Genomic DNA, 25,323 nt, shown 5'->3' with positions numbered 1-25,323 from the left:
TTGGGCGATGGAAAACAGTTTCTTAAAACTTTAGATGTGACAAAGTAATTTTCATAAATAAAAAACAACAATAGGACCTATAAAGGGTCCTATTGCTGTTTTTATCCTGCATTGATTGCCCATAAATGTCCGATTGATGGGGGCTAATTATAGTTTTACTTTGTTATTTTTGCAAGGAAAGACCATCAAAATATGTTCTATAGTTATTTGAGAATTCGAAGTTGTTTTTTGCATCCCAATTAATAGACCAAGACATTAGGCCGCGGAATGCAGGATAGCCACTCTGGTTAGAAAGTTTATACTTTCCTCCGAACGGAACTCCTTTAATGATATAATTTAAAGCTTTTTTCATTTCAGTTGGCGAAATGTATCCACCACTTGGAGCTGCCGCTGGTGCTGCTGGAAGCCCAATCATGACTTGATCTGAACGAAGAGCTGGGAAAATGTTATTTGCATTACCACCTACAGGAAAACCATGTAAGAGCATATCTGCCATAGCGACCTCGTAGTCTGCAGTACCTTGATTGTAGTTATTACCGTCCATTCCAATCCCGCTACCAGCGTTGTAGTGTTGAACATGAATGTATGTTAGTTTATCTTTCACTCCGTAAATAATTGGTAAATATGCACCCCATATGCTTCCATATGCGCTATAACCGCCTTGAACATAAGCTGTTTCAGGAGCCATGCTTAATAGAAAATCTGGACCATAATGATCTGAGATTGTTCGAATAGCTGATATAAGATTTACGATTTGGGGAGTAGTTGGATTTTTGAAATTAGTATCATTTCCGTTTAAGTAAATACCTGATTCAAGGTCAATATCTATTCCATCAAAACCGTATTTATCGATTAGAGACTGTATGGAATTAATAAAACGATCCTTAGCGGCATTGTCAGGAAGTAAAACGACTCCATTTTGTCCACCTATTGAAAGAACTACTTTCTTTCCTTTACTTTTTAAATAAGAAATATCTGATTTGAAGTCTGCATCTGTACCATACACAGGAGAAAATTCAACAGTGGAACGATCACCACCAGTTTCACCAAAAGATACATTGATTACATCCCATTTTGGTGAAACGTCTTTTAATTTAATAATGCCAGTACCGTTATCAAAGTTATGCCAATATCCAACGAGTAATTTTGAACCTAAATTGTTTGCTGCTTGTGCTTGGAAAGGGGATAGCGGTAGAAGTAAGAACATTACTAAAATGCAACAAAAAAATTTGAACTTGTTTAACATATCAACACTCCTATACAAAAAGTTGTCTAGATGTATAATCTTGTTTATTTAATAATATCTGAAAATTCTTTCTTTTGTAAGGGGACTATAATTTTCTCAACAATTGTGTATGGGAAAGTATTAAACCTAATGTAATAATTTTTGAAGAAGGTTGAATTGTAATTGTTAAATTCAGAATATTTTGATATATTTTAACGTATAGAACAAAATCTTTCGCACAGTACTCTTACATAAGTTTCAAAATTTAGTTTGGAAGGGGATGTACAAGATTTGGATAAAAATCTAAAGAAAGACCTCAAAATACGCCACATTACAATGATTTCAATTGGCGGCGTAATAGGGGCTGGTTTGTTTGTTGGAAGTGGTGCAGTTGTACATTCGGCAGGACCAGGTTCTATCGTTTCATATGCATTAGCAGGACTTCTAGTCATTTTCGTCATGAGAATGCTAGGAGAAATGGCAGCTGTTAATCCGACAAGTGGTTCATTTGCAACGTATGCAAGAGAAGCGATTGGTCCTTGGGCGGGTTATACAATAGGCTGGTTATACTGGTTTTTTTTGGGTAATTGTTATTGCAATAGAAGCCACAGCAGGTGCTGGTATTATCCAATATTGGATTCCACAAATACCGCTTTGGTTATTAAGTTTAATATTAACAATTTTATTAACGCTGACGAACGTTTTTTCGGTGAAATCATTTGGAGAGTTTGAATATTGGTTTTCTTTTATTAAAGTAATAAGTATTGTTTTGTTCCTTTGTCTAGGTCTTGCTGTTATTTTAGGATTTGTTCCAGGAACAGAAGCACCCGGCACTTCGAATTTAATTGGACAAGGTGGATTTATGCCAAACGGTATAAGTTCGGTCCTGCTTGGAATTACTGTTGTTATATTTTCATTTATGGGATCAGAGATTGTAGCAGTAGCCGCAGGTGAATCTGCAGAACCTGTAAAAGCAGTAAAAACAGCAACAAACAGTGTGATTTGGCGTATTCTTGTATTTTTTATTGGGTCTATAGCAGTAGTTGTTACGCTACTGCCATGGAATTCAGCAAACATATTAAAAAGTCCATTTGTAGCTGTACTTGAACATATAGGAATACCAGCGGCAGCACAAATTATGAATTTTATCGTTTTAACAGCTGTACTTTCTTGCTTAAATTCAGGCTTATATACAAATTCAAGAATGCTTTTTTCAATGGCAGAAAGAGGAGATGCTCCAAAGTCATTTTTAAAATTGAACAGTAGTGGTGTTCCCGTTCGAGCGGTTTTATTTGGAACTTTCTTCGCTTATATTGGAGTTGTGTTTAGTTACATTTCTCCAGATAAAGTCTTTTTGTTTTTAGTGAATGCATCTGGCGGGATTGCGTTACTAGTTTATCTCGTTATTGCAGTTTCGCATTTAAAGATGCGTAAAAAAATGGGGAAAGTAGAACAACAAAATTTGAAAGTGAAAATGTGGCTTTTTCCGTATGTAACGTATGTTACAATTGCTGCTATTATAGCAGTTTTAGTTGCGATGTTCGCAATTGATACTTTACGTTCACAAGCATTTTTAACAATGTTTGTTACTGTTCTTATCATACTTTCTTATTTTATTTTTAATAGAAATAAAAATAGCACAGTTTTGCATCCTAAAAGTAAGAATGAGGAATCTGTTCGATTCTAATTTTCTTATTTTCGAAGAGAGTTACACCCAATTATTGCTATAAAAGAATCATATATAATCATAGAAACAAGTAATTACTATTGTCATAGTGAATATAAACTTTTTTCTTGACTTTTTATACGAAGGCGAGCAAAATGGTAAAAAAGGAAGGGGGGATGATGATGGAAGAGTACGTATTAGAGCTGTATAACCTGTTATATACGACAGAATGGCAAGATATTGTTTCGTTTCTAGGAATCGTATTTTGCATGAAAATTGTAATTGTATATATGGAAGAGCAAGGTATGTTCTATTCCTTCTCATCTCCGTTCGATGTGCAGCGCGAGCCGTTGCTAAACTATGCCAATGTGAATTACGAACAATTTCCTTTTGTAGTTTTCTTTATGATTCGATTTATTACAGCAATTGTAAGGAAAAAGGAAAGTGATGATGAAGAGTGCCACGCAACTTGTAAGGTAGCTAACGTTTTTTAAGCTAAATACAAGGAGGAGATTTATATGTGGTTTCGATTTCTTATGATTGGTTTCTTTTCATTAACAGCAATTTCATTAATGGGATATCAAGTGTCTGAAATTTTTCAAGCATATAGCGATACATTTTTTAACAAAAACTAATCGCATTGCTATTTGAATAATAAAGCGATAAAATCCTTCTTAAGAAGTTTTATTAAGAAGGATTTTTTTCTTTGTCTGGTCTTGCTGTGTCAAACTATTGTCACATTTACACTGTGAATAATATGTTAAAATAGTGAGGTTATGTATACATACTTGAAGGAAGAGGGAGTGACCATTTTGGTGGATCAATCAACAAATCAGAAAAGCTATGCTCCTATTGTGATAACGCTTTCTGTAATTGTAAATGCGATTATTTTATTTTTGTTCTTTGGACCTGTTGGCTATGAAGGAGAAGTACATTTTGATGTAACGATTTTACCAATGTTAAACGCGATTTTTAATAGCTTTACGTTCGTATTTTTATTAGCAGCGTTATTCTCTATCATTAAAAAGAATGTGAAAATGCATCGTGGTTTTATCCTTGCAGCATTTACGACAACTTTACTATTTTGTGTGTCGTATTTATCGTATCATTACTTAGCACCGGCAACACATTTTGGCGGAGAAGGATTCATTAAATATGTGTATTTCATCATTTTAATTACACATATTATCCTAGCAGCAATTATCGTACCACTTGCATTGTTTGCGCTTGTATTTGGTTTTACAAATCAATTAACACGTCACCGTAAAATTGTACGTTGGACGATGCCGATTTGGTTATATGTAAGTTTATCTGGTGTTATTGTTTACTTAATGATCTCACCTTATTACCAATAAAAAAATCTCAGCCTGTAGGCTGGGATTTTTTTATTAAGCAAATATTTTTGTGAAATGAAAAAAATATGGTATACAAAAGTATAGTTGCTTTTCATATAGAAGGGATGGTAAAGAAATATGCAAAATTTTGTATTTCGTAATCCAACGAAACTTATTTTCGGTAAAGGTCAATTAGAACAGTTAAAAACTGAAATTCCACAGTTCGGTAAAAAAGTTCTTCTCGTATACGGGGGAGGCAGCATTAAAAGAAACGGTATTTATGATAATGTAATTTCTATTTTAAAGGATATTAATGCAGAAGTATTTGAATTAACAGGTGTTGAACCGAATCCACGTGTATCAACTGTAAAGAAAGGGATTCAAATTTGTAAAGAGAATGGTGTTGAATTTATTTTAGCAGTTGGTGGAGGAAGTGTAATCGACTGTACGAAGGCAATTGCAGCTGGTAGTAAGTACGATGGAGATGTATGGGATATTGTAACGAAAAAAACATTTGCTAATGAGGCATTACCATTTGGTACTGTACTTACTCTTGCAGCAACAGGATCTGAAATGAATGCAGGCTCGGTAATTACAAACTGGGAAACGAATGAAAAGTATGGATGGGGTAGCCCGGTTACTTTCCCGCAGTTTTCGATTTTAGATCCAGTTCATACTACTTCTGTACCGAAAGATCAAACAATTTACGGTATGGTAGATATTATGTCGCACGTATTAGAACAATATTTCCATCATGGAACGAATACAGAACTACAAGATCGTTATTGTGAAGCTGTTTTAAAAACAGTAATTGAGACAGCTCCTAAGCTTTTAAGTGATTTAGAAAATTATGAGCATAGAGAAACTATTTTATATTGTGGTACTATGGCGTTAAACGGCATTTTAGCAATGGGAGTAAAAGGAGATTGGGCGACTCATAATATTGAGCATGCAGTTTCTGCTGTTCATGATATACCACACGGGGGTGGCCTTGCGATTTTATTCCCGAACTGGATGAAGCATGTTGTAGAGGGAAATGTAAGTCGTTTTAAACAGTTTGCTATTCGAGTATTCAATGTAGAAACAGATGGAAAGACTGATCGAGAAATTGCGTTAGAAGGAATTCAGGCGTTACGTCAATTTTGGACTTCAATTGAGGCGCCAGTAACATTATCTGATTACGCTATTGGAGAAAATGAAATTGATTTAATGGCGGATAAAGCGATGGCGTATGGTGAATTTGGTAACTTTAAAAAATTAAATAAAGATGATGTTTTAAGTATATATAAAGCTTCTTTATAAGTGAATTTAGAAAAGAAATCTATTTGATTGTTTGATCGAATAGGTTTCTTTTTTTGCTGTTTATAAATGTTTGTGGATGTTTTTGATTATTTTTGATTGTTTATGGTTGATTTTTGTGACCGTTTTCATTATACTGTAATCAAAGAAGAGGTGAATAAAATGTTAACTCCTGAACGTCATCAAATGATATTGCAACTTGTAAAAGAACAGAAAGTTGTAAAATTACAGCAATTAGTTGAAAGAACAGAAAGCTCTGAGTCGACAATTCGCCGTGATTTAGCACAATTGGAAAAGCAAAGGTTATTAAAAAGAGTTCATGGTGGTGCCGCTGTTTTAACAGGAAAAGGGCAAGAACCAACGATGGTCGAAAAATCATCCAAAAACATTCAAATAAAACAACAAATTGCTAAGTATGCGGCTAGCGTTATTGAACAAGGTGATTGTATTTATTTAGATGCAGGAAGTACAACATTTGAAATGATTCCATTTTTAATAAATAAAGATGTTACTGTCGTTACGAATGGACTTATGCATATTGAAGCTTTAGTTGAAAATAATATTCGTGCGTATTTACTAGGCGGAATGATGAAGAGTAGGACGAAAGCTTTAATCGGTGCTATGGCACAGGAAAGTATGCAGAAGTATCGTTTTGATAAATGTTTTTTAGGTGCAAATGGTGTACATGAACAGCTTGGCTTTACAACGCCAGATCCAGAAGAAGCGCTCTTAAAACAAATGGCATTAACATTAGCAAACGAAGGATATTTCTTAATTGATGAAAGTAAGTTTTCAGAAGTTGCGTTTGCGAAAATTGCAAATGTTGAAGATGCAAATATTATTACAAACCATTTAGAAATTGATTTAGAAAAATATAAACAACAAACCAATGTAATTGAGGCTGATAAACAATGATCTATACAGTTACTTTAAACCCATCTATTGATTATGTAGTGCAAGTTTCTTCCTTTGATTTAGGAACAATAAATCGAGCGGAAAAAGATATGAAGTTTCCTGGAGGAAAAGGAATTAATGTTTCTCGTGTTCTTCAGCGTTTAGGTGTTAAAAATATAGCACTTGGATTTACTGGTGGATTTACTGGTCAATTTATTAAAGAGGTATTACAGACGGAAGGTGTAACAACAAACTTCGTCCAAGTAGATGAAGATACTCGCATTAATGTGAAAATAAAAGGGGAAGAAGAAACAGAATTAAATGGCCAAGGTCCTATTGTAACAAAAGAGCAGTTCGAACAGTTAATGAAAAAAATTGAGAGTATGCAACCTGGAGATTGTGTTGTACTTGCTGGGAGTGTACCAGTTTCTATTCCAAGTACCTTTTACGAATCAATTGCTGCGTTTGGAGCTGAAAAAGGTATTCGTGTAGTAGTAGATGCAAGTGGAAGTGCACTGCAACATGTAATTAAAAATAAGCCATTTTTAATTAAGCCAAACCACCATGAACTTGGTGAGTTGTTTGGAGTGGAGCTTTCAACAGTAGAGGACGTTTTACCTTATGGAAGAAAATTAATTGAACAAGGTGTAAAACACGTTATCGTATCGATGGCTGGAGAGGGAGCTTTATTATTTACGGCAGAAGGTATATATGAAGCGACTGTTCCAAAAGGTGTTGTAATTAATTCAGTTGGGGCCGGGGATTCTCTTGTTGCAGGGTTTGTAGGCAAATATGAACAGACAAAAGATATTGAAAAGGCATTTCAATACGGCGTTGCAACAGGGAGTGCAACAGCATTTTCAGCTGATTTATGTAAGAAGGAAAAAGTAGAAGAATTATTGTCGCAAGTAATTGTAGCTAAGCGATAGGGGGAAGCAACATATGAAAATTACAGAACTATTAAAAAGGGATACAGTCATTATGGATTTGACAGCTTCAAATAAAGAAGCTGTCATAGATGAATTAGTTGAGAAATTAAACGGGGCAAATCGTTTAAATAGTAAAACGGAATTTAAAGAAGCTATTTTAAAGCGGGAGGCCCAAAGTACGACTGGAATAGGGGAAGGTATTGCAATACCTCATGCGAAGACAAAGGCTGTTAAACAACCATCGATTTGTTTTGGTAGAAGTGTAAGCGGTATCAATTATGAGTCGCTTGACGGACAGCCAGCACACTTATTCTTTATGATTGCTGCAAGTGAAGGAGCGAATAATACTCATTTAGAAACGTTGTCTCGTTTATCGACATTATTAATGGATGAAGGATTTCGCAAGCAACTATTAGAAGCAAAGGATGAAAGTGAGCTTCTTCAACTATTTGATGAAAAAGAGAATGAAAAAGAAGAAGAGATTGAAGTCGCAAAACCAGAAGGAAATGAACCGTACGTACTTGCTGTTACAGCTTGTCCAACTGGAATCGCTCACACATATATGGCAGCGGATAGCTTAAAAGCAAAAGCGACAGAGTTAGGAATAGCGATTAAAGTTGAAACAAACGGATCAACAGGTATTAAAAACGGTTTAACGAAAGAGGATATTGAACGTGCAACAGCTATTATTGTTGCGGCGGATAAACAAGTAGAAATGAATCGTTTTGCTGGTAAACATGTCATTCAAGTGCCAGTTGCTGATGGGATTCGAAAAACGGAAAATCTGCTTAAGCGAGCTGTCAAACAAGATGCACCAATCTTTAAAGGTGTAAAAGAGGACGGGAAATCAGAAAGTATTGAGGGAGAAAAAGGATTAGGAATTTATAAGCATTTAATGAGCGGTGTAAGTAATATGCTTCCATTCGTTGTTGGTGGCGGGATTTTAATAGCGCTAGCGTTTTCGTTTGGTGGTATAAAGGCGGAAGGTCCTTTAGCTGAATTGTTCATGTCAATTGGTGGAGGAAAAACAGGTGCGTTTTTATTCCTTGTACCAATTTTAGCTGGATTTATTGCAAGTTCTATTGCTGATCGTCCTGGTTTTATGCCTGGTGTTGTAGGTGGATTTTTAGCGGCGAATGCGAATGCTGGATTTTTAGGTGGATTAATTGCTGGTTTCTTAGCTGGATATGTTGTTTTAGGGTTGAAAAGATTATTTTCAGGACTACCAGTACAATTAGAAGGAATTAAACCTGTATTGTTATATCCAGTCTTTGGATTATTGATTACAGGAGTTGTAATGCAAAAAGTAGTAATTCCGCCTGTAGTAGCATTAAATGAAATGTTGACAGGGTGGTTAAATGGTTTAAACGGTACGAATGCTATATTACTAGGTCTTATTTTAGGTGGTATGATGGCAATTGATATGGGGGGGCCAATTAATAAAGCGGCATTTACGTTTGGTATTGCTGCAATAGAAGCGCAGAATTTTGGAGTGCACTCAGCAGTTATGGCTGGTGGGATGGTACCACCACTTGCGATTGCATTCGCAACTACATTCTTTAAATCAAAGTTTACAGAAGCGGAACGTAAATCTGGTTTAACAAATTATATTATGGGAGCGTCGTTCATTACAGAAGGTGCGATTCCGTTTGCAGCTGCAGATCCGGTTCGAGTAATCGTAAGTTGTGTTGTTGGTTCAAGTATTGCAGGTGCGTTATCTATGTTATTCCAAATTACATTACCGGCACCGCATGGTGGATTATTTGTAATAGCGTTAGTAAATAAACCGTTACTATATATTTTCTCTATATTAATTGGAACAATTGTCTCGGCTGTTATGCTAGGTGTTTGGAAAAAGAAAGTTCAATAACAAATAAAAAGAGAGCAGTTTTTAGTAGCTGCTCTCTTTTTATTACAAAAAAATAGGTTAACAATTGAATATTGATGTTTTTTGGTAAAAGATGTAACGAATTGTGAATTTTTTGTAACAAAAAAGTAACACTGTAATTTTTTCTGGAAAAAAGTTCTTGTGCTCTTATATGAAAAATATATGAAAACCACTGGAGATTGTATGAGAAATACATTTTATTAATATGGAAATTTATGTTACAACTCGTTAATCGTATATTACGAATGCTTTGTAATTGTGTGATTTCTAAAAATTCTAAAAAACTGTTGCTATAATGAAAATACGAAAACAAAGCAAATGGAGGCTATTCATGAAAAAATTATTAGGTATAGCAACAGCAGCAGTTTTTGGTCTTGGGATTTTTGCGGGTTCTGCTAAAGCGGAAACAATTGTAACAACAGACATATTAAATGTTAGAGAAAACCCAAATGTAGAGTCAAAGCTTGTAGGTAAAGTGTTCAGTGGGAATACACTAGATGTTATAAATACAGAAAATGGATGGACAAAAATTAAGTTGAACGGTAAGGAAGCGTTTGTAAGTGCCGATTTTACAAAGAGCACATATTATGTAACGGCGGGCGTATTAAATGTTCGTGCTGGAGCGAATACTGATTCTGAAATTTTAGGTAAACTTAATAAAAATGATGTGATTGAAACGACGAATCAAGTTCAAAATGAATGGTTACAATTCGACTACAATGGAAAAGTTGGATATGTTCACGTGCCATTTTTAACAGGAACAGCACCTGTAATCGAAAAGAAAGAGGTTGTAGCTCAAGAAGAAGCACCAGCTAGAACAAATACGCCAGTTAAAAATAATACAGTAGTTAAGAATAAAGAGTCTGTTAAGAGTAACGATTCTATTAAGAATGTAGAATCAAGTAAACCTGTGGTAAAAGCAAAACCGGCTGCAAAACCAGTTGCAAAATCTACTGAAACAAGTGCGCCTACTGGTGGTCGTGAAATTACAGTAGAAGCGACGGCATATACAGCAGATCCGAGTGAGAATGGTTCGTATGGTGGTCGTGTATTAACTGCAATGGGGCATGATTTAACAGCAAATCCAAATATGAAAGTAATTGCTGTTGATCCGAAAGTAATTCCGCTTGGATCAAAAGTATGGGTAGAAGGATATGGAGAAGCGATTGCTGGAGACACCGGTGGTGCGATTAAAGGAAATCGTATTGATGTATTAGTCGGTTCAGATGGTAGTGCTAATAGCTGGGGGCGCAAATCTGTAAAAGTGAAAGTTATACAATAGGTTATCGATATTAATATAAAAAGCGGTTGCTTAAAACTATGTAAGCAGCCGCTTTTTATGGATTATTGAAATGGATAAATAGTTTTACCTGTAATAATTTTATATGCACTGCAAAATTGCGTTTGTATATATTCTGTATTTTTATTTTCTGGATGTAATGTTGTTTCATGGAGAGTAGAATGAAAAGCCCGTAGTAAACAATTTAGGGCGAAGTATAATTCCTCTTGTGAACAATTTTGTTCTTTTGTAGAAGTGGCTAAAATGAGGTCTTTTGTCAAAGATGAAAAATTGATGGTGGATTGTTTCATAGTTAACTCATCCTCTCGAAACTATTTTTATCATGTATATGCAGAATTGGACAAACTATGTTCTTTTTTCTGTATAATTTCATGTACCGAAATGAAAGAACTTGCAATCATGCCGTTAAAATTGGTAAGATTGGGTATAATCAATAGATGGAGTATATTACATAAAGAGAGTTGAATGATATGGGAGAAGTGCAACGTGAAAAAGTTGCTGTCATCATTGGACCAACTGCTGTTGGAAAGACGAAGTTAAGTATCGATCTTGCCAAAGTGTTGAACGGTGAAATTATTAGTGGTGATTCCATGCAGATCTATCGAACGATGGATATTGGAACTGCAAAGGTAACAAAAGCAGAGATGGACGGAATTCCACATTATATGATCGATATAAAAAATCCGGAAGATTCATTTTCTGTCGCGGAATTTCAAGAACGTGTTCGCAAGCATATTCGAGAAATTACAGAACGTGGTAAATTACCAATTATAGTTGGTGGGACCGGTCTTTATATACAATCTGTTTTATTCGATTATCAGTTTACAGATGATGCTGGTGATGTGATATACCGAGAGCAAATGGAAAAGTTAGCTTTAGAACGCGGTGTGGAATATGTACATAAAAAATTGCAAGAAGTAGATCCAGAAAGTGCGGAGCGTATTCATGCAAATAATGTACGACGTGTCATTCGGGCGTTAGAAATTTTCCACACGACGGGTGAAAAAATGAGTGAACAAATTGAGAAACAAGAAAAAGAGTTACTCTATGATGTTTCATTAATTGGCTTGACAATGGATCGAGAAATGCTATACGATCGCATTAACTTACGAGTGGATTTGATGATGGAACAAGGCCTATTAGAGGAAGTAGAAGGGCTGTATAATAGAGGGATACGAGATTGTCAATCTATTCAAGCGATTGGATATAAAGAAATCTATGATTATTTTGAGAATCGAGCCTCTTTAGAAGATGCGGTGTCACAATTAAAGACGAATTCGCGTCGTTATGCAAAACGTCAATTAACGTGGTTCCGTAATAAAATGGATGTCACGTGGTTTGATGTTACAGACGGTGAAAAAACGTCAGAAATTTTACGATACATAGAAGGAAAGTTACAAGTAAAGTCGAATAATAGTAAGTAGAGAAAAAGAGGAGGATTCGACATGAAGCAATCAATCAATATTCAAGATCAGTTTTTAAATCAACTCCGTAAAGAAAATACGTTTGTTACGCTGTACTTATTAAATGGTTTCCAGCTTCGTGGACTAATTAAAGGATTTGATAATTTTACAGTCCTGCTGGAAACAGAAGGTAAGCAACAGCTTATTTATAAACATGCAATTTCCACATTTGTACCACAAAAAAATGTTTCAATTGAATTAGAATAGTAATGAATTATTGTACATAACAAAAAAAGAGCGAGTTTCCTCGCTCTTTTTTTATTTGTCATAAACAATATATGATGAAATTTAAGCGATTCTAAATACAGTAAGGCGGATGTTAGTATTTCCTGTCGCAGGGATCGTAATCTCATTAAGAGTAGATTGAACAGAAATTCTTGCACCAGCTGCTAATGTTTCGATTGTAGTAAATGAAAGTGAGTCGCCTATTAAATTTGAAGAGAAATTATCAGTTGCGACTGCTCCATTAATTGAAATTCCTACTCCGAGTGGAGCGCATCCTGGCGCAGTTGTAGAAATGGATACGCTAATTACATAAATACCACCGTTAATAACAGTAACTGTATCTGTGCCGTTGAAGATAATATTGTTTACGTTAATTGCAGTACTAAAAATAAAGTTATTAAATTGCAGTACTGTTTGCTGAATATTGTTTGTTACAACAATTGTTGCTATAGGGAAGCTAGGTCCAGTAGGCCCAGTAGGTCCGGTAGGTCCACCAGAAGGTCCAGTAGGTCCAGTAACTCCTATACCAGTAGCGCCGGTAGCACCCGTTGGTCCTTGAATGCCTTGAGGTCCAGTAGCACCCGTGTTACCTTGAACACCTTGAGGTCCAGTAGCGCCAGTAGCACCTGTGTTGCCTTGAACACCTTGAGGTCCAGTGGCACCGGTAGCACCTGTGTTACCTTGAACACCTTGAGGTCCAGTAGCACCAGTAGCACCCGTGTTACCTTGAACACCTTGAGGTCCAGTAGCACCAGTAGCGCCGGTAGCACCTGTGTTACCTTGAACACCTTGAGGTCCAGTAGCGCCAGTAGCGCCGGTAGCACCTGTGTTACCTTGAACACCCTGAGGTCCAGTAGCGCCGGTAGCACCTGTGTTACCTTGAACACCTTGAGGTCCAGTAGCGCCAGTAGCGCCGGTAGCCCCCGTGTTACCTTGAACACCCTGAGGTCCAGTAGCACCAGTAGCACCAGTAGCGCCGGTAGCACCTGTGTTACCTTGAACACCTTGAGGTCCAGTAGCGCCAGTAGCGCCGGTAGCCCCCGTGTTACCTTGAACACCCTGAGGTCCAGTAGCGCCGGTAGCACCTGTGTTACCTTGAACACCCTGAGGTCCAGTGGCACCAGTAGCACCTGTGTTACCTTGAACACCTTGAGGTCCAGTAGCACCAGTAGCACCTGTGTTACCTTGAACACCTTGAGGTCCAGTAGCGCCAGTAGCGCCGGTAGCCCCTGTGTTACCTTGAACACCTTGAGGTCCAGTAGCGCCAGTAGCGCCGGTAGCACCTGTGTTACCTTGAACACCTTGAGGTCCAGTAGCACCAGTAGCGCCGGTAGCACCTGTGTTACCTTGAACACCCTGAGGTCCAGTAGCGCCGGTAGCCCCTGTGTTACCTTGAACACCTTGAGGTCCAGTAGCACCAGTAGCGCCGGTAGCCCCTGTGTTACCTTGAACACCTTGAGGTCCAGTAGCGCCAGTAGCGCCGGTAGCACCTGTGTTACCTTGAACACCCTGAGGTCCAGTAGCACCAGTAGCACCAGTAGCGCCGGTAGCCCCTGTGTTACCTTGAACACCTTGAGGTCCAGTAGCGCCAGTAGCGCCGGTAGCCCCCGTGTTACCTTGAACACCCTGAGGTCCAGTAGCGCCGGTAGCCCCTGTGTTACCTTGAACACCCTGAGGTCCAGTGGCACCAGTAGCACCTGTGTTACCTTGAACACCTTGAGGTCCAGTAGCGCCAGTAGCGCCGGTAGCACCTGTGTTACCTTGAACACCTTGAGGTCCAGTAGCGCCAGTAGCGCCGGTAGCACCTGTGTTACCTTGAACACCTTGAGGTCCAGTAGCACCAGTAGCGCCGGTAGCACCTGTGTTACCTTGAACACCCTGAGGTCCAGTAGCGCCGGTAGCACCTGTGTTACCTTGAACACCCTGAGGTCCAGTGGCACCAGTAGCGCCGGTAGCACCTGTGTTACCTTGAACACCTTGAGGTCCAGTAGCACCAGTAGCGCCGGTAGCACCTGTGTTACCTTGAACACCTTGAGGTCCAGTAGCACCAGTAGCACCTGTGTTACCTTGAGGTCCAGTAGGTCCAGGAGGCCCGCCAGAAGGTCCAGTAGGTCCGGTAACTCCTATACCAGTAGCGCCAGTGGCACCCGTGTTACCTTGAGGTCCAGTAGCACCAGTAGCGCCGGTAGCACCTGTGTTACCTTGAACACCCTGAGGTCCAGTGGCACCAGTAGCACCTGTGTTACCTTGAGGTCCAGTAGCGCCAGTAGCGCCCGTGTTACCTCGAGGTCCAGTGGCACCGGTAGGTCCAGTAGCGCCTGTGTTACCTCGGGGCCCAGTGGCACCGGTAGGTCCAGTAGCGCCCGTGTTACCTTGAGGTCCAGTGGCGCCAGTAGCGCCCGTGTTACCTCGAGGTCCAGTAGCGCCTGTGTTACCTCGGGGCCCAGTGGCACCGGTAGGTCCAGTAGCGCCCGTGTTACCTTGAGGTCCAGTGGCACCAGTAGCGCCCGTGTTACCTCGAGGCCCAGTGGCACCGGTAGGTCCAGTAGCGCCCGTGTTACCTCGAGGCCCAGTGGCACCGGTAGGTCCAGTAGCGCCCGTGTTACCTCGAGGCCCAGTGGCACCAGTAGCGCCTGCTGGTCCAGTAGGTCCGGTAGGTCCTTGAATGAACGAAGCAGAATTAACTAGAGCAGTTTGTAATGCTGCTATTAATTTAAGGAGCTCTTGAAGTGTGCAAGGGTCAATTCGGAATAATTTTGTAATGTATAGTAAATAGTTAATGAGATTTTGAAGCTCAATAAATACAGCGCTTGCTACAAAGGTTGGATTTCTTAATATAGTTATTAAGTTTTTAATAATAGCTAACCCTTGTGCTTTCAGGGAGGAAGTAGCGTCTAGTGAACAAATAAATTTACTCAGTAGGTTCAATGTATCGATTAGATCTTCAATATTTTGGGGAGATGGATTTGCGAAAAGTTTTGGGATTATTTTTGTTAAATCAATAATAATCGCACGAAATGTTCTAAGTTGAGCTTTAGTAATTGGGATTGATGGAGTATTTGGAATTCGTCCGGCGCTACTTGGAAAGCATGGTTTGGAGAATTTGTTTTGATTGTCGTTATAACGAGACATTAAATCTCTCCTTTCTCACGAAAATGTGAACGAAACTCATCATAGTAGATGCAGAAATTAGTTAAATGGTCATAATAAAATCGTTTGTTTAAAGAAAAAATAGAAAAAACGCCTTACAATAAGGCGTTTTTTCTATTTTCTGCGTATTGATAATATCGCTTTAATGAAATTTTTGATTTGAATCCAGCGAGTTTTATAATTTCTGATTCAGGAGTTTCTTTTTTTATTAAGTTTAAAATATAGGTGTTACGAAAATGTTGTCCTGAAATTCCTTTACGTAAATTGGCTCTAGCCACTTCGAGGCGAATCATTTTTTGTATAGCAATTTCCGTTAATGCCTTTGGTGCATCATTTTCATATACCCACCTGTATGTTCCACGGTTAAAATCGAATGCGACAAATAATGGATCATCACTATGGTATTTAGGACGAACTGGTTCCGGGATGCTTTTGTAATAATTATATAGTTGTTTTTTGTCTTCTTTTGCTAATGTAATTGTTCTTTCTACACCTGCGGTTGCTGGGATTGATAATGTGTTAGTTTCAAAGTGAACGTGATGCATTGTTAATGCTGTAAGTTCTTGTAAGGATAAACCGTAGTCAATCAATAGATTTAAAATAGCAATATTGCGATCCATTAATAAGGGGCGCACAGGAAGTTGTTTTTCTGAAAGTCCTTCTAATGAAGTGACTATATACTTTAACCTTTTTTCTTCATCAGGTGAAATGAAATCTTCGTTACGAAGTGTACGGTCTGGTTGAATAGATATCTCCATATTTTTCAATGGATTAGGAATGTTTAGAAAATGATGCATTCTATTTAGTACAATAAATACACGATGCATTGTTTTTTCTGAGTAATGTCGATTCGTTTTTAAATCGGAAAAGTAATCTTCGTAGTCTTTTGTACAAAGTGTAGCCCATATATTACTGGAAGGGAGCTTTTTGTTTTTTTCTAACCAATGTCCGAAGTCTTCAACGTCATAAACATAACGTTTAATAGTTGAGGGTTTTCGGCCTTTATTCAATAAAAAAATAGAAAAGGCTTGTATTGTATCATGGAATTCCGTTGTCTCCATAGTCCCACCACCTTAATTATTTCTTATATTATAGCAAACTTTTCTGAAAATAGGCATTTACAAGGGGGACAGGAATAATAATATTTGGTGAGTGGATAAAATGAGGTGATTGTATGGAACAATCGATGCGAAAGAAAAACAATAATCAAATTAATATTGTGTTAAACCATCGAAAGAAAATTTCTTTGCCAGCCGCAGAAAATAAAACGGTAATTTCAAATGAAACTACAATTAAACATGAAATGCTGCAGAGAATTGAAGAAGAGATGGGGAAGCTTGTTGGGATGGATGATATAAAAAAGATAATAAAAGAAATATATGCTTGGATTTATGTGAATAAAAAAAGACAAGAGAAGGGATTGAAGTCAGAGAAGCAAGTACTTCATATGCTGTTTAAAGGGAATCCAGGTACAGGGAAGACAACAGTTGCTAGAATGATAGGAAAATTGCTGTTTGAGATGAATATTCTATCGAAAGGCCACTTGGTTGAAGCTGAACGTGCTGATCTTGTAGGAGAGTACATCGGCCATACAGCCCAAAAAACAAGAGACTTAATAAAAAAAGCAATGGGAGGTATTTTGTTTATTGATGAGGCGTATTCTTTAGCTCGAGGAGGAGAGAAGGACTTTGGAAAAGAAGCAATTGATACGCTTGTAAAACATATGGAAGATAAACAACATGGTTTTGTATTGATTTTAGCTGGATATTCAAGAGAGATGAATCACTTTCTTTCATTAAATCCAGGGCTGCAATCTCGTTTTCCATTTATTATTGAATTTGCGGATTACTCGGTAAATCAGTTGTTGGAAATTGGGAAAAGAATGTATGAAGAGCGTGAATATCAGTTATCGAAAGAGGCTGAATGGAAATTTAGGGATCATTTACATGCTGTAAAGTATTCGTCGCAAATTACATCGTTTAGTAATGGGCGGTATGTACGGAATATTGTTGAAAAATCAATTCGTACACAGGCGATGCGGTTGTTGCAAGAAGATGCCTATGATAAAAATGATTTAATTGGAATATCGAGCATGGATTTGATGCTCGAAGAGGAGACGCACAGTACATAAACTGTGCGTCGATTTTTGTGTATAAGTTCGTTTACTCTTTTTTTGCTTTTTCTTGGTGTGCTTTATGGAAGTGTTCCATTTTAGCGCTCTTTTCGTGTGCTGAATTAGGATCGTGCCCGAATTGATTTACTGAGCTTTTTTGAGCTCCTTTATTAACGTGGTTTGTCATTTGTATTCACCTCACTTTAAAAATTAGTATAAACATTATATAAAGAAAAAATCGTTAGAAAAGAAAAACCTCTTTACGATATGTAAAGAGGTTAGATTGCTATTTATGCATTGAACGTTCTTTCGTTTCGATACGTCTGTGCGGTAAATGCCATTTGTAATGAATAGAAACCATGCGGAAGCAAACAATTAAAATGAATAAAATGTAAAGAGCCCAATCGCTAACAATAATTTGAGCGCCAATTAAGAAACCTGCTAAAATTGTCCAAAAGGCATATACTTCAGCTCGAAGAACGAGAGGTTTTCTGCGGGCTAAAAGATCGCGAATGATACCGCCGCCGATACCAGTTAAAACAGCTGCTACAATTGTGGCGCTAATTGGTAAATTTAATTTTTGGGCATATAATGCTCCTTGTACAGCAAATGCTGATAAGCCGATAGCGTCAGTGATATTTTCCCACTTTTTCCAATGTCTAATTAACTTATTTGGAAAAAGAAAAATAATAGTCATTGATAAAAGTGCGATTTGGAATAACATGTCTTGTTGCCAAAATGCGACAATCGGATAACCGATTAATAAATTACGAAGGGCACCTCCCCCAAATGCGGTTGCCATTCCTAAAATATACACCCCGAAAATATCATAATCCTCTTCCATTGCAACAATGGCTCCGCTTAGTGCGAAAGCGATTGTGCCTATGATGCTAAAAATCTCCCATGCCATGAATTTTCTCCCCCGCTAACTAGATGAAATGTGCTTCCTCTGCTATTATATTAGAAGGTTTAAATTTCGAAAAGGATGAGTGAACATATTTGATGGAAGAAAAAGAAAAAGTCATATTAGTAGGCTGTCAATTGCCACAAGATGATGATGAAAAATTTATGCATTCCATGAAAGAGCTTGCATCACTAGCGAAGACTGCACGAGCAGAATTGTTAGTGTCAACAACGCAAAAACGACCAAAGTTTCATCCGGCAACTTACATAGGTAAAGGGAAATTAGAAGAGCTTACAATGTTAACTGAAGAATTAGAGCCGGATGTTATTGTATTTAATAATGAATTAACGCCGAGTCAAATTCGGAATTTATCCTCAGTATTAAATGCGAGAGTAATTGATCGAACGCAACTAATACTGGATATTTTTGCGCAACGTGCGAAGTCGAGGGAAGGTAAGCTTCAAGTAGAATTAGCTCAGTTGCAATATACAATGCCGCGTCTTATGGGGCAGGGATTGTCCTTATCGCGTCTTGGTGGTGGTATTGGAACGAGAGGACCGGGTGAGACGAAATTAGAGACGGATCGTCGTCATATTCGATCCCGTATTGATGAAATAAAGAAACAACTTGCAGTTGTTGTGGAACATCGAAAAAGATATCGTGAGAGAAGAAAAGATAATAAAGTATTTCAAGTTTCGTTAATAGGGTATACAAATGCAGGGAAATCGACACTGTTTAATAGATTAACGGAAGCTGATACGTTTGAAGAAAACCTTCTGTTTGCAACATTAGACCCAACGACGAGGAAGATGCCGTTACCTTCTGGTTATACAGTATTACTAACTGATACTGTTGGTTTTATACAAGATTTACCCACTTCATTAATCGCTGCTTTTCGTTCGACACTGGAAGAAGCGGGGGAAGCAGATGTCATTTTACATGTAGTTGATTCCGCGGATTCTAACTACATAGGGCATGAAAAAACAGTAAAACGATTATTATCAGAACTTGAAATTAACCATATTCCTATTATTACGTTATATAATAAAAAAGATGAATTACATCAAAACTTTATTCCGTTTCAGAAAAGTGATTTCTTAATGACTAGTGCTTTTGAAGAAAGTGATTTATTGCGTATAAAAGAAGCGATAGAAACGAAGATGAAGAAAGAAATGGATTGTTATCGAGTGGAAATCCCTCCGAGTGAAGGTAAGTTGTTAACGCTTTTAAAGACGGAAACTCTATTAGCAAAGATGGAGTTTCTAGAAGATAAATTTGTATATGATTGTGCAGGGTATATTTTTACTCATTCATCGCTTAATGTGCAATTAAAGAGATTTTTAGTGGAAGAAGGAGAAAATAAAAATGTTTGATCGTTTGAAAAATGGAGAAAAAATTGCTCCAATTGTAAAAGAAGTAGAGAGTCAGATTACAGAAGTACATAAACGTGCGGATGAAGTGATTGAAAGCAATCAGTTTCGTGTATTAGAAAGTTTTCGGAAACATAAAATTAGTGACTCGCATTTTATCCCGACAACAGGTTATGGTTATGATGATATTGGCCGTGATACGTTAGAAAAAGTGTATGCTGATGTATTTGGGGCGGAAGCTGGACTTGTTCGTCCGCAAATTATTTCAGGTACTCACGCTATCTCTACAGCGTTATTTGGTATTTTACGCCCGGGAGATGAGTTATTATATATCACTGGGAAACCGTATGATACGTTAGAGGAAATTGTTGGTGTGCGTGGGAAAGGTGTAGGTTCATTTAAAGAATATAATATCGGTTACAATGCAGTTCCGCTAACTAGTGCTGGGCTTGTTGATTTTGAGGCTGTTGCAGCGGCGATTCATAATAATACGAAAATGATCGGTATTCAGCGTTCGAAAGGTTATGCTACTCGTCCATCGTTTACTATTTCTCAAATTAAAGAGATGATCGCGTTTGTTAAAGAAATTAAACCTGATGTTGTTGTGTTTGTAGATAACTGTTATGGCGAGTTTATTGAAGAGCAAGAGCCATGTCATGTTGGTGCAGATTTAATGGCGGGTTCACTTATTAAAAACCCGGGCGGCGGAATTGTTAAAACTGGCGGTTATATTGTCGGGAAAGAACAGTATGTTGAAGCGTGTGCATATCGTTTAACATCTCCGGGAATTGGTGCGGAAGCTGGAGCGTCTTTATACAGTCTGCAAGAAATGTATCAAGGGTTCTTCTTAGCGCCACATGTTGCAGGACAAGCGCTGAAAGGTGCAATTTTTACAGCTGCGTTTTTAGAAAAGTTAGGAATGAACACGTCACCAGCGTGGAATGCGCCAAGAACAGACTTAATTCAATCGGTTCAATTTGATGATAAAGACCGTATGATTGCCTTCTGCCAAGCGATTCAATATGCATCTCCAATTAATTCGCATTTTACTCCGTATGCAAACTATATGCCAGGTTATGAAGATGATGTAATCATGGCGGCGGGAACGTTTATTCAAGGTGCAAGTATTGAATTGTCTGCTGATGGTCCAATTAGACCACCGTATGTTGCGTATGTGCAAGGTGGCTTAACGTATTCGCATGTTAAAATTGCGATTTGTTCTGCGATTGACGAATTGATTGAAAAGAATTTATTAATAATTTCTTAATGGGAAGCTGTCGATTTTGGCAGCTTTTTTCGTATAAAAGTAATGATTTATGCGATTAGAAAAAAGAATGAAAAAATTCGTAAAAAAAATTATAAAAAATCATGTGAGAAAAGCTAACATCTATTGACACTAAATATAACATGGTATAAAATGAGAAGCAGTTAAGGCGAAGGAGGAACTGAAAAATGAAAGAAGATAGACGTTCTGCCCCGCTGTTTCCTATTGGTATTGTTATGGATTTAACACAATTGTCTGCACGTCAAATTCGCTACTATGAAGAGCATAATCTTGTTTCTCCAACCCGTACAAAGGGGAATCGTAGATTATTTTCATTTAACGATGTAGATAAGTTGTTAGAAATTAAAGATTTGTTAGATCAAGGCCTGAATATGGCTGGTATTAAACAAGTGTTACTAATGAAAGAAAATCAAACAGAAGCAGTGAAAGTAAAAGAAGAAACGAAAGAAATTTCAAAAACTGAGCTTCGCAAAATACTTCGAGATGAACTACAACATACAGGTAGATTCAATCGAACTTCATTGCGACAAGGTGACATTTCAAGATTTTTTCACTAAAGATAACTGATTCTGAAGGCGATTAGAGGGACTAAGGAGGAATTTATAATGTCTAGATACACAAAAGAAGATATTTTCCGTTTGGCGAAAGAAGAGAATGTAAAGTATATCCGTTTACAATTTACGGACCTTTTAGGGGTAATTAAAAACGTAGAGATTCCAGTGAGACAATTAACGAAAGCTCTTGATAACAAAATGATGTTTGATGGATCTTCGATTGAAGGTTTCGTACGTATTGAAGAGTCTGATATGTATTTATATCCTGATTTAGACACTTGGGTAATTTTCCCTTGGACAGCTGAAAAAGGTAAAGTAGCTCGACTAATCTGTGATATTTACAATGCAGATGGCACTCCATTTGATGGAGACCCACGTAACAACTTAAAACGTGTGTTAAAAGAAATGGAAGCTTTAGGATTTTCAGACTTCAATCTTGGACCAGAGCCAGAATTCTTCCTATTTAAGGTTGATGAAAAAGGAAATCCAACATTAGAACTAAACGATAACGGTGGATACTTCGACCTTGCGCCGATGGATCTAGGGGAAAACTGTCGTCGTGATATCGTTCTTGAACTTGAAGAAATGGGATTTGAAATTGAAGCATCTCACCATGAGGTTGCTCCAGGACAGCACGAAATTGACTTTAAATATGCAAATGCAATTCGCTCATGTGATGACATTCAAACATTCAAACTTGTTGTAAAAACAATTGCTCGTAAACATGGTTTACACGCAACGTTTATGCCAAAACCACTATACGGTGTGAACGGTTCAGGTATGCACTGTAACTTATCATTATTTAAAAATGGTGAGAACGTATTCTTTGATGCAAACGGTGACTTACAATTAAGTGATGATGCTCGTCACTTCATCGCAGGTATTTTAAAACATGCACCAGCATTTACAGCGATAGCAAACCCAACTGTAAACTCATATAAACGTCTAGTACCTGGATATGAAGCGCCTTGTTACGTAGCATGGTCTGCACAAAACCGTAGTCCGTTAGTACGTATCCCTGCATCTCGTGGTATTAGTACACGCGTAGAAGTGCGTAGTGTTGACCCAGCTGCAAACCCATATTTAGTAATGGCTACATTATTAGCTGCAGGTCTTGATGGAATTAAAAACAAATTAACTCCACCAGCAGCAGTAGATCGTAACATCTATGTAATGACAAAAGAAGAGCGCGAAGAAGCAGGTATCGTTGACTTACCAGCAACATTAGCGCAAGCATTAGTTACATTACAATCTAATGAAGTAGTATGCGGTGCACTAGGAGAACACTTACTTGAGCACTTCATCGAAGCGAAAGAGATTGAGTGGGATATCTTTAGAACACAAGTTCACCAATGGGAACGCGATCAATATATGTCTCTATACTAAGAGGCTTGAACCCTTGATACAACTAGTATCAAGGGTTTTTTAATTCCCTATTATTACAATTTTATGTGGTTGCAAAATGAAAAACAACCACATAAAAGCCAATAATTAATAACAAGTAGTGATATCATAGAAAAACATTATCAGATAAACGTAAGTTTTATATAATTTATGAACTAAAAAAGCCTTGATACTACGGTATCAGGGCTTTTTTAGTGAAGTTATTGGATATATTAACTACTAGATAATGGATTGTTTTTGGTTATTTTGAATCATGTTACTAAGAAAATCTTTTCAAAAGAATTGATTTTATCTTTTTTAAATCACTTGTGCTATAACTTAATAATTCTTTACTGCCTGTACAACGCGAGCGATGATTTTTATGTCCTCATCTGCAAGGCTATAAGTTTGTGGCTTGTGAATCAGATTATCACTCAATGATATTAACGTAATGATGCTTAGTTATAACGCAGTCTTATTCAGGATTTCGTTAGTTCATTTTCTAAATTTAGGGAATAAATATAGTTTAGTACCTTGCAATAAACAATACTAAGTGGTATATTATGGATAAAACAGGTACCGTGTATTGAACAGTACTAAGATAGGAAAGGAGGATGGCACTTGAACGTTCAATTTAAAAAAGGTGTGCTTGAACTTTGTGTATTAGCACTTGTAAAACGTAAAGATAGTTACGGTTATGAACTTGTTCAGCAAATTTCTAATAAATTTTTAATATCGGAAGGATCAGTATACCCTTTATTACGTCGTTTGACGAAAGAAGGGTATTTTCAAACGTATTTAAAGGAATCTACGGAAGGGCCACCTCGTAAATATTATCAATTAACAGAGCAAGGGGAGACGCAATTTCATTTGTTAGTAACAGAATGGCGTGATTTTGCGAAAGGGGTACAAGAAATTATTGAAGGGGTGGAATGGGATGAGTAAAGAAGGGTTTCTTAAAGAATTATCAAGTTATCTTAGAAAGTTACCAGAGGAAGAGAGGCAAGATATTTTATTGGATTATGAAGAGCACTTTCAGTTTGGACTAGAAGAGGGGAAAACTGAATCGGAAATAATACAGGGCCTTGGTTCTCCGAAAGTAATCGCGAAAGAATTACTTGCGATGTATCGCTTCGATGAAATGAAAAAAAATCCATCGACTTCAAATGTGACAAGAGCTGTTATGGCAGCGATTGGACTTAGTTTGTTTAATTTTATTATTGTGTTAGGCCCGTTAGTCGCAATTATTGCTTTTATATTTTCTTTTTGGATCGGTGGTATTGCTAGTGTAGTAACACCATTTTTCGTTATTGGAAAAGTATTTATGGGTACTTTTATATGGTTGGATCTTTTCGTTAGTATAACGTTTGTTGGGGTAGGTTTATTGTTATGTATTATCGCTTTTTATAGTACAAAGTGGTTTAAGAGATTGTGTGTACGATATGTAATATGGAACTTCAAAATGATAAAAGGAGAGTAAATGATGAAAAAACTATTTTTAATCGCTATCGCTTGTATCATTATTGGAGTAATAGGAATTTCCCAAACATATGAAAAAGCAGTACAAACTGCTGAAAAAGGCGATAAAGAAAATGTAATTAAAAACGAAACATTAAAAAATATAGAAGTTAAGTTAGATGCCGGGGATATTATTGTCCAAAAATCTCCTGACTCTTCTTTTTATGTAAAGCAATCGGGAGATGTACGTAAACAAGAGATTCGTATCGCAGAAGATGGTGACACATTAAAAATTATTGGGGAAAGAGAAAAAGGTGCTTCATTTGATTTTTCTTTTTACAATTTTAGGTTTCAAACGTCTAAATTGACTCTCCTTGTGCCCGAACGCTCTTACCAAGATATAAAAGTAAATTCATCTGCTGGACAAATCGAAATGAGTGATGTGAAAAGTGATAGCGTAAGTGTTAGAACACTTACTGGAGAAGTAGAGTTGAAACAAGTAACGGCTAAGAATGTGGAGGGATCGACAAAAGCTGGTGAGGTGAACTTTAAGAAGGTATTAGGGAAAGTGACCGCAAAAACAACAAGTGGGGAAATAAATATTCAAGATCATGATTCTAAGTATAATCTAGAAGCAAGTTCAACTGCGGGAGATATAGATATTACTTTATCGGAAAAACCACAAGATGCGGTAATTACTGGGCAAAGTGCTGCTGGAGATGTAACAATTTTTAATGAAGAAAATAAAAATGTAACAATTGGAAATGGTAGTAAAAAGATTAGCGGTAAAACGGCTGCGGGAGATGTGACGATTGAAACTCGTTAATAAGAAATAGAATGCATGGAAATCTATCAAAATACAAAAAGAAGATAATTACCGTAT

23 protein-coding genes and 2 pseudogenes are annotated in these 25,323 nt (G+C 37.3%); 18 read left to right on the top strand and 7 right to left on the bottom strand.

What is annotated here, in order from left to right; all coding sequences use genetic code 11:
* Positions 1-163: 163 nt before the first annotated feature.
* Positions 164-1,246, bottom strand: coding sequence for a chitinase (locus ACTFN4_RS00970; RefSeq protein WP_000932436.1), 1,083 nt, complete (start codon positions 1,244-1,246; stop codon positions 164-166).
* A 270-nt stretch (positions 1,247-1,516) separates the two neighbouring features.
* On the opposite strand from ACTFN4_RS00970, the pseudogene gabP reads away from it, so the two are divergent.
* From gabP to entD, 8 genes and pseudogenes are all read left to right on the top strand, one after another.
* Positions 1,517-2,912 (top strand): annotated as a pseudogene (gabP, locus tag ACTFN4_RS00965) (GABA permease).
* 134 nt (positions 2,913-3,046) lie between these two features.
* Positions 3,047-3,385 (top strand): hypothetical protein, encoded by a 339-nt coding sequence (locus tag ACTFN4_RS00960; RefSeq protein WP_002041693.1) that lies wholly within the window; start codon positions 3,047-3,049, stop codon positions 3,383-3,385.
* Between the two features lie 318 nt (positions 3,386-3,703).
* Positions 3,704-4,246 carry a DUF420 domain-containing protein gene (locus tag ACTFN4_RS00955; protein ID WP_000228315.1) on the top strand — a complete coding sequence of 181 codons (543 nt, stop codon included), beginning with the start codon at positions 3,704-3,706 and terminating at the stop codon, positions 4,244-4,246.
* A 117-nt stretch (positions 4,247-4,363) separates the two neighbouring features.
* Positions 4,364-5,527 (top strand): iron-containing alcohol dehydrogenase, encoded by a 1,164-nt coding sequence (locus ACTFN4_RS00950; RefSeq protein ID WP_001179093.1) that lies wholly within the window; start codon positions 4,364-4,366, stop codon positions 5,525-5,527.
* Between the two features lie 159 nt (positions 5,528-5,686).
* Positions 5,687-6,439: a DeoR/GlpR family DNA-binding transcription regulator gene (locus ACTFN4_RS00945; RefSeq protein WP_000957279.1), complete on the top strand. Its 753-nt coding sequence runs from the start codon at positions 5,687-5,689 to the stop codon at positions 6,437-6,439.
* The gene (gene pfkB, locus ACTFN4_RS00940) at positions 6,436-7,347 is read left to right on the top strand and encodes a 1-phosphofructokinase (RefSeq protein ID WP_000640859.1); all 912 of its coding nucleotides are present in this window, start codon (positions 6,436-6,438) and stop codon (positions 7,345-7,347) included. The genes ACTFN4_RS00945 and pfkB overlap by 4 nt, the downstream gene beginning before the upstream one ends.
* Positions 7,348-7,360: 13 nt before the next feature.
* Positions 7,361-9,217, top strand: coding sequence for a PTS fructose transporter subunit IIABC (locus ACTFN4_RS00935; RefSeq protein ID WP_000704605.1), 1,857 nt, complete (start codon positions 7,361-7,363; stop codon positions 9,215-9,217).
* Positions 9,218-9,566: 349 nt separating this feature from the next.
* Positions 9,567-10,517 carry a cell wall-binding protein EntD gene (gene entD / locus ACTFN4_RS00930; RefSeq protein ID WP_439962030.1) on the top strand — a complete coding sequence of 317 codons (951 nt, stop codon included), beginning with the start codon at positions 9,567-9,569 and terminating at the stop codon, positions 10,515-10,517.
* Positions 10,518-10,579: 62 nt separating this feature from the next.
* Here entD and ACTFN4_RS00925 read toward each other — a convergent pair whose 3' ends face one another.
* Positions 10,580-10,825 carry a hypothetical protein gene (locus ACTFN4_RS00925; protein ID WP_000814429.1) on the bottom strand — a complete coding sequence of 82 codons (246 nt, stop codon included), beginning with the start codon at positions 10,823-10,825 and terminating at the stop codon, positions 10,580-10,582.
* Between the two features lie 180 nt (positions 10,826-11,005).
* Between ACTFN4_RS00925 and miaA the strand changes: the two genes are divergently transcribed.
* On the top strand, positions 11,006-11,959 hold the full coding sequence (miaA, locus tag ACTFN4_RS00920) for a tRNA (adenosine(37)-N6)-dimethylallyltransferase MiaA (protein WP_000504956.1): 954 nt from the start codon (positions 11,006-11,008) through the stop codon (positions 11,957-11,959).
* A 21-nt stretch (positions 11,960-11,980) separates the two neighbouring features.
* Positions 11,981-12,205, top strand: a complete 225-nt coding sequence (gene hfq / locus ACTFN4_RS00915) for an RNA chaperone Hfq (protein ID WP_000813896.1) — start codon at positions 11,981-11,983, stop codon at positions 12,203-12,205.
* A gap of 81 nt (positions 12,206-12,286) precedes the next feature.
* Here the strand turns inward: hfq and ACTFN4_RS00910 are convergent, their stop codons facing one another.
* Together ACTFN4_RS00910 and ACTFN4_RS00905 are read right to left on the bottom strand one after the other, a co-directional pair.
* Positions 12,287-15,355, bottom strand: coding sequence for a Gly-Xaa-Xaa repeat protein (locus tag ACTFN4_RS00910; RefSeq protein WP_439962029.1), 3,069 nt, complete (start codon positions 15,353-15,355; stop codon positions 12,287-12,289).
* A 113-nt stretch (positions 15,356-15,468) separates the two neighbouring features.
* Entirely contained in the window at positions 15,469-16,434 is a 966-nt protein-coding gene (locus tag ACTFN4_RS00905) for a tyrosine-type recombinase/integrase (protein ID WP_000450326.1), read from the bottom strand.
* Positions 16,435-16,547: 113 nt separating this feature from the next.
* On the opposite strand from ACTFN4_RS00905, the gene spoVK reads away from it, so the two are divergent.
* Positions 16,548-17,504: a stage V sporulation protein K gene (gene spoVK, locus ACTFN4_RS00900; RefSeq protein WP_000438178.1), complete on the top strand. Its 957-nt coding sequence runs from the start codon at positions 16,548-16,550 to the stop codon at positions 17,502-17,504.
* A 31-nt stretch (positions 17,505-17,535) separates the two neighbouring features.
* Here the strand turns inward: spoVK and ACTFN4_RS00895 are convergent, their stop codons facing one another.
* Both ACTFN4_RS00895 and ACTFN4_RS00890 read right to left on the bottom strand, forming a co-directional pair.
* Positions 17,536-17,673 carry a hypothetical protein gene (locus ACTFN4_RS00895; protein ID WP_000181500.1) on the bottom strand — a complete coding sequence of 46 codons (138 nt, stop codon included), beginning with the start codon at positions 17,671-17,673 and terminating at the stop codon, positions 17,536-17,538.
* A gap of 99 nt (positions 17,674-17,772) precedes the next feature.
* Positions 17,773-18,396, bottom strand: a complete 624-nt coding sequence (locus tag ACTFN4_RS00890; RefSeq protein WP_000312267.1) for a trimeric intracellular cation channel family protein — start codon at positions 18,394-18,396, stop codon at positions 17,773-17,775.
* 92 nt (positions 18,397-18,488) lie between these two features.
* Between ACTFN4_RS00890 and hflX the strand changes: the two genes are divergently transcribed.
* The 4 genes from hflX to glnA all read left to right on the top strand — a co-directional run bounded on the left by hflX (position 18,489) and on the right by glnA (position 22,985).
* On the top strand, positions 18,489-19,763 hold the full coding sequence (gene hflX, locus ACTFN4_RS00885; protein WP_439962028.1) for a GTPase HflX: 1,275 nt from the start codon (positions 18,489-18,491) through the stop codon (positions 19,761-19,763).
* Positions 19,756-21,027 carry a methionine gamma-lyase family protein gene (locus ACTFN4_RS00880; RefSeq protein WP_000460304.1) on the top strand — a complete coding sequence of 424 codons (1,272 nt, stop codon included), beginning with the start codon at positions 19,756-19,758 and terminating at the stop codon, positions 21,025-21,027. The genes hflX and ACTFN4_RS00880 overlap by 8 nt, the downstream gene beginning before the upstream one ends.
* Positions 21,028-21,212: 185 nt before the next feature.
* Positions 21,213-21,602, top strand: a complete 390-nt coding sequence (glnR, locus tag ACTFN4_RS00875) for a transcriptional repressor GlnR (protein ID WP_000656783.1) — start codon at positions 21,213-21,215, stop codon at positions 21,600-21,602.
* Positions 21,603-21,650: 48 nt separating this feature from the next.
* Complete coding sequence (glnA, locus tag ACTFN4_RS00870; RefSeq protein WP_000092763.1) at positions 21,651-22,985, top strand: type I glutamate--ammonia ligase; 1,335 nt, start codon at positions 21,651-21,653, stop codon at positions 22,983-22,985.
* A gap of 336 nt (positions 22,986-23,321) precedes the next feature.
* Here the strand turns inward: glnA and ACTFN4_RS00865 are convergent.
* Positions 23,322-23,441, bottom strand: a pseudogene (locus ACTFN4_RS00865) (LexA family protein); the annotation flags it as partial.
* A 162-nt stretch (positions 23,442-23,603) separates the two neighbouring features.
* On the opposite strand from ACTFN4_RS00865, the gene ACTFN4_RS00860 reads away from it, so the two are divergent.
* The 3 genes from ACTFN4_RS00860 to ACTFN4_RS00850 are packed head-to-tail and all read left to right on the top strand — an operon-like array spanning position 23,604 to position 25,266.
* Positions 23,604-23,927: a PadR family transcriptional regulator gene (locus ACTFN4_RS00860; protein ID WP_001102628.1), complete on the top strand. Its 324-nt coding sequence runs from the start codon at positions 23,604-23,606 to the stop codon at positions 23,925-23,927.
* A complete protein-coding gene (locus tag ACTFN4_RS00855) occupies positions 23,920-24,462 on the top strand; it encodes a DUF1700 domain-containing protein (protein ID WP_000031383.1) in 543 nt (180 codons plus the stop codon). Before ACTFN4_RS00860 ends, ACTFN4_RS00855 begins: the two co-directional genes overlap by 8 nt.
* A complete protein-coding gene (locus ACTFN4_RS00850) occupies positions 24,463-25,266 on the top strand; it encodes a DUF4097 family beta strand repeat-containing protein (protein ID WP_439962027.1) in 804 nt (267 codons plus the stop codon).
* Positions 25,267-25,323 lie beyond the last annotated feature (57 nt).

The sequence above is a fragment of the Bacillus cereus group sp. MYBK95-2 genome (genome assembly GCF_051915225.1).
Taxonomy (GTDB): Bacteria; Bacillota; Bacilli; order Bacillales; family Bacillaceae_G; genus Bacillus_A; species Bacillus_A cereus.
Note: the sequence above shows the minus strand (reverse complement) of the source record. Positions and strands in the feature narration are given on the sequence as shown.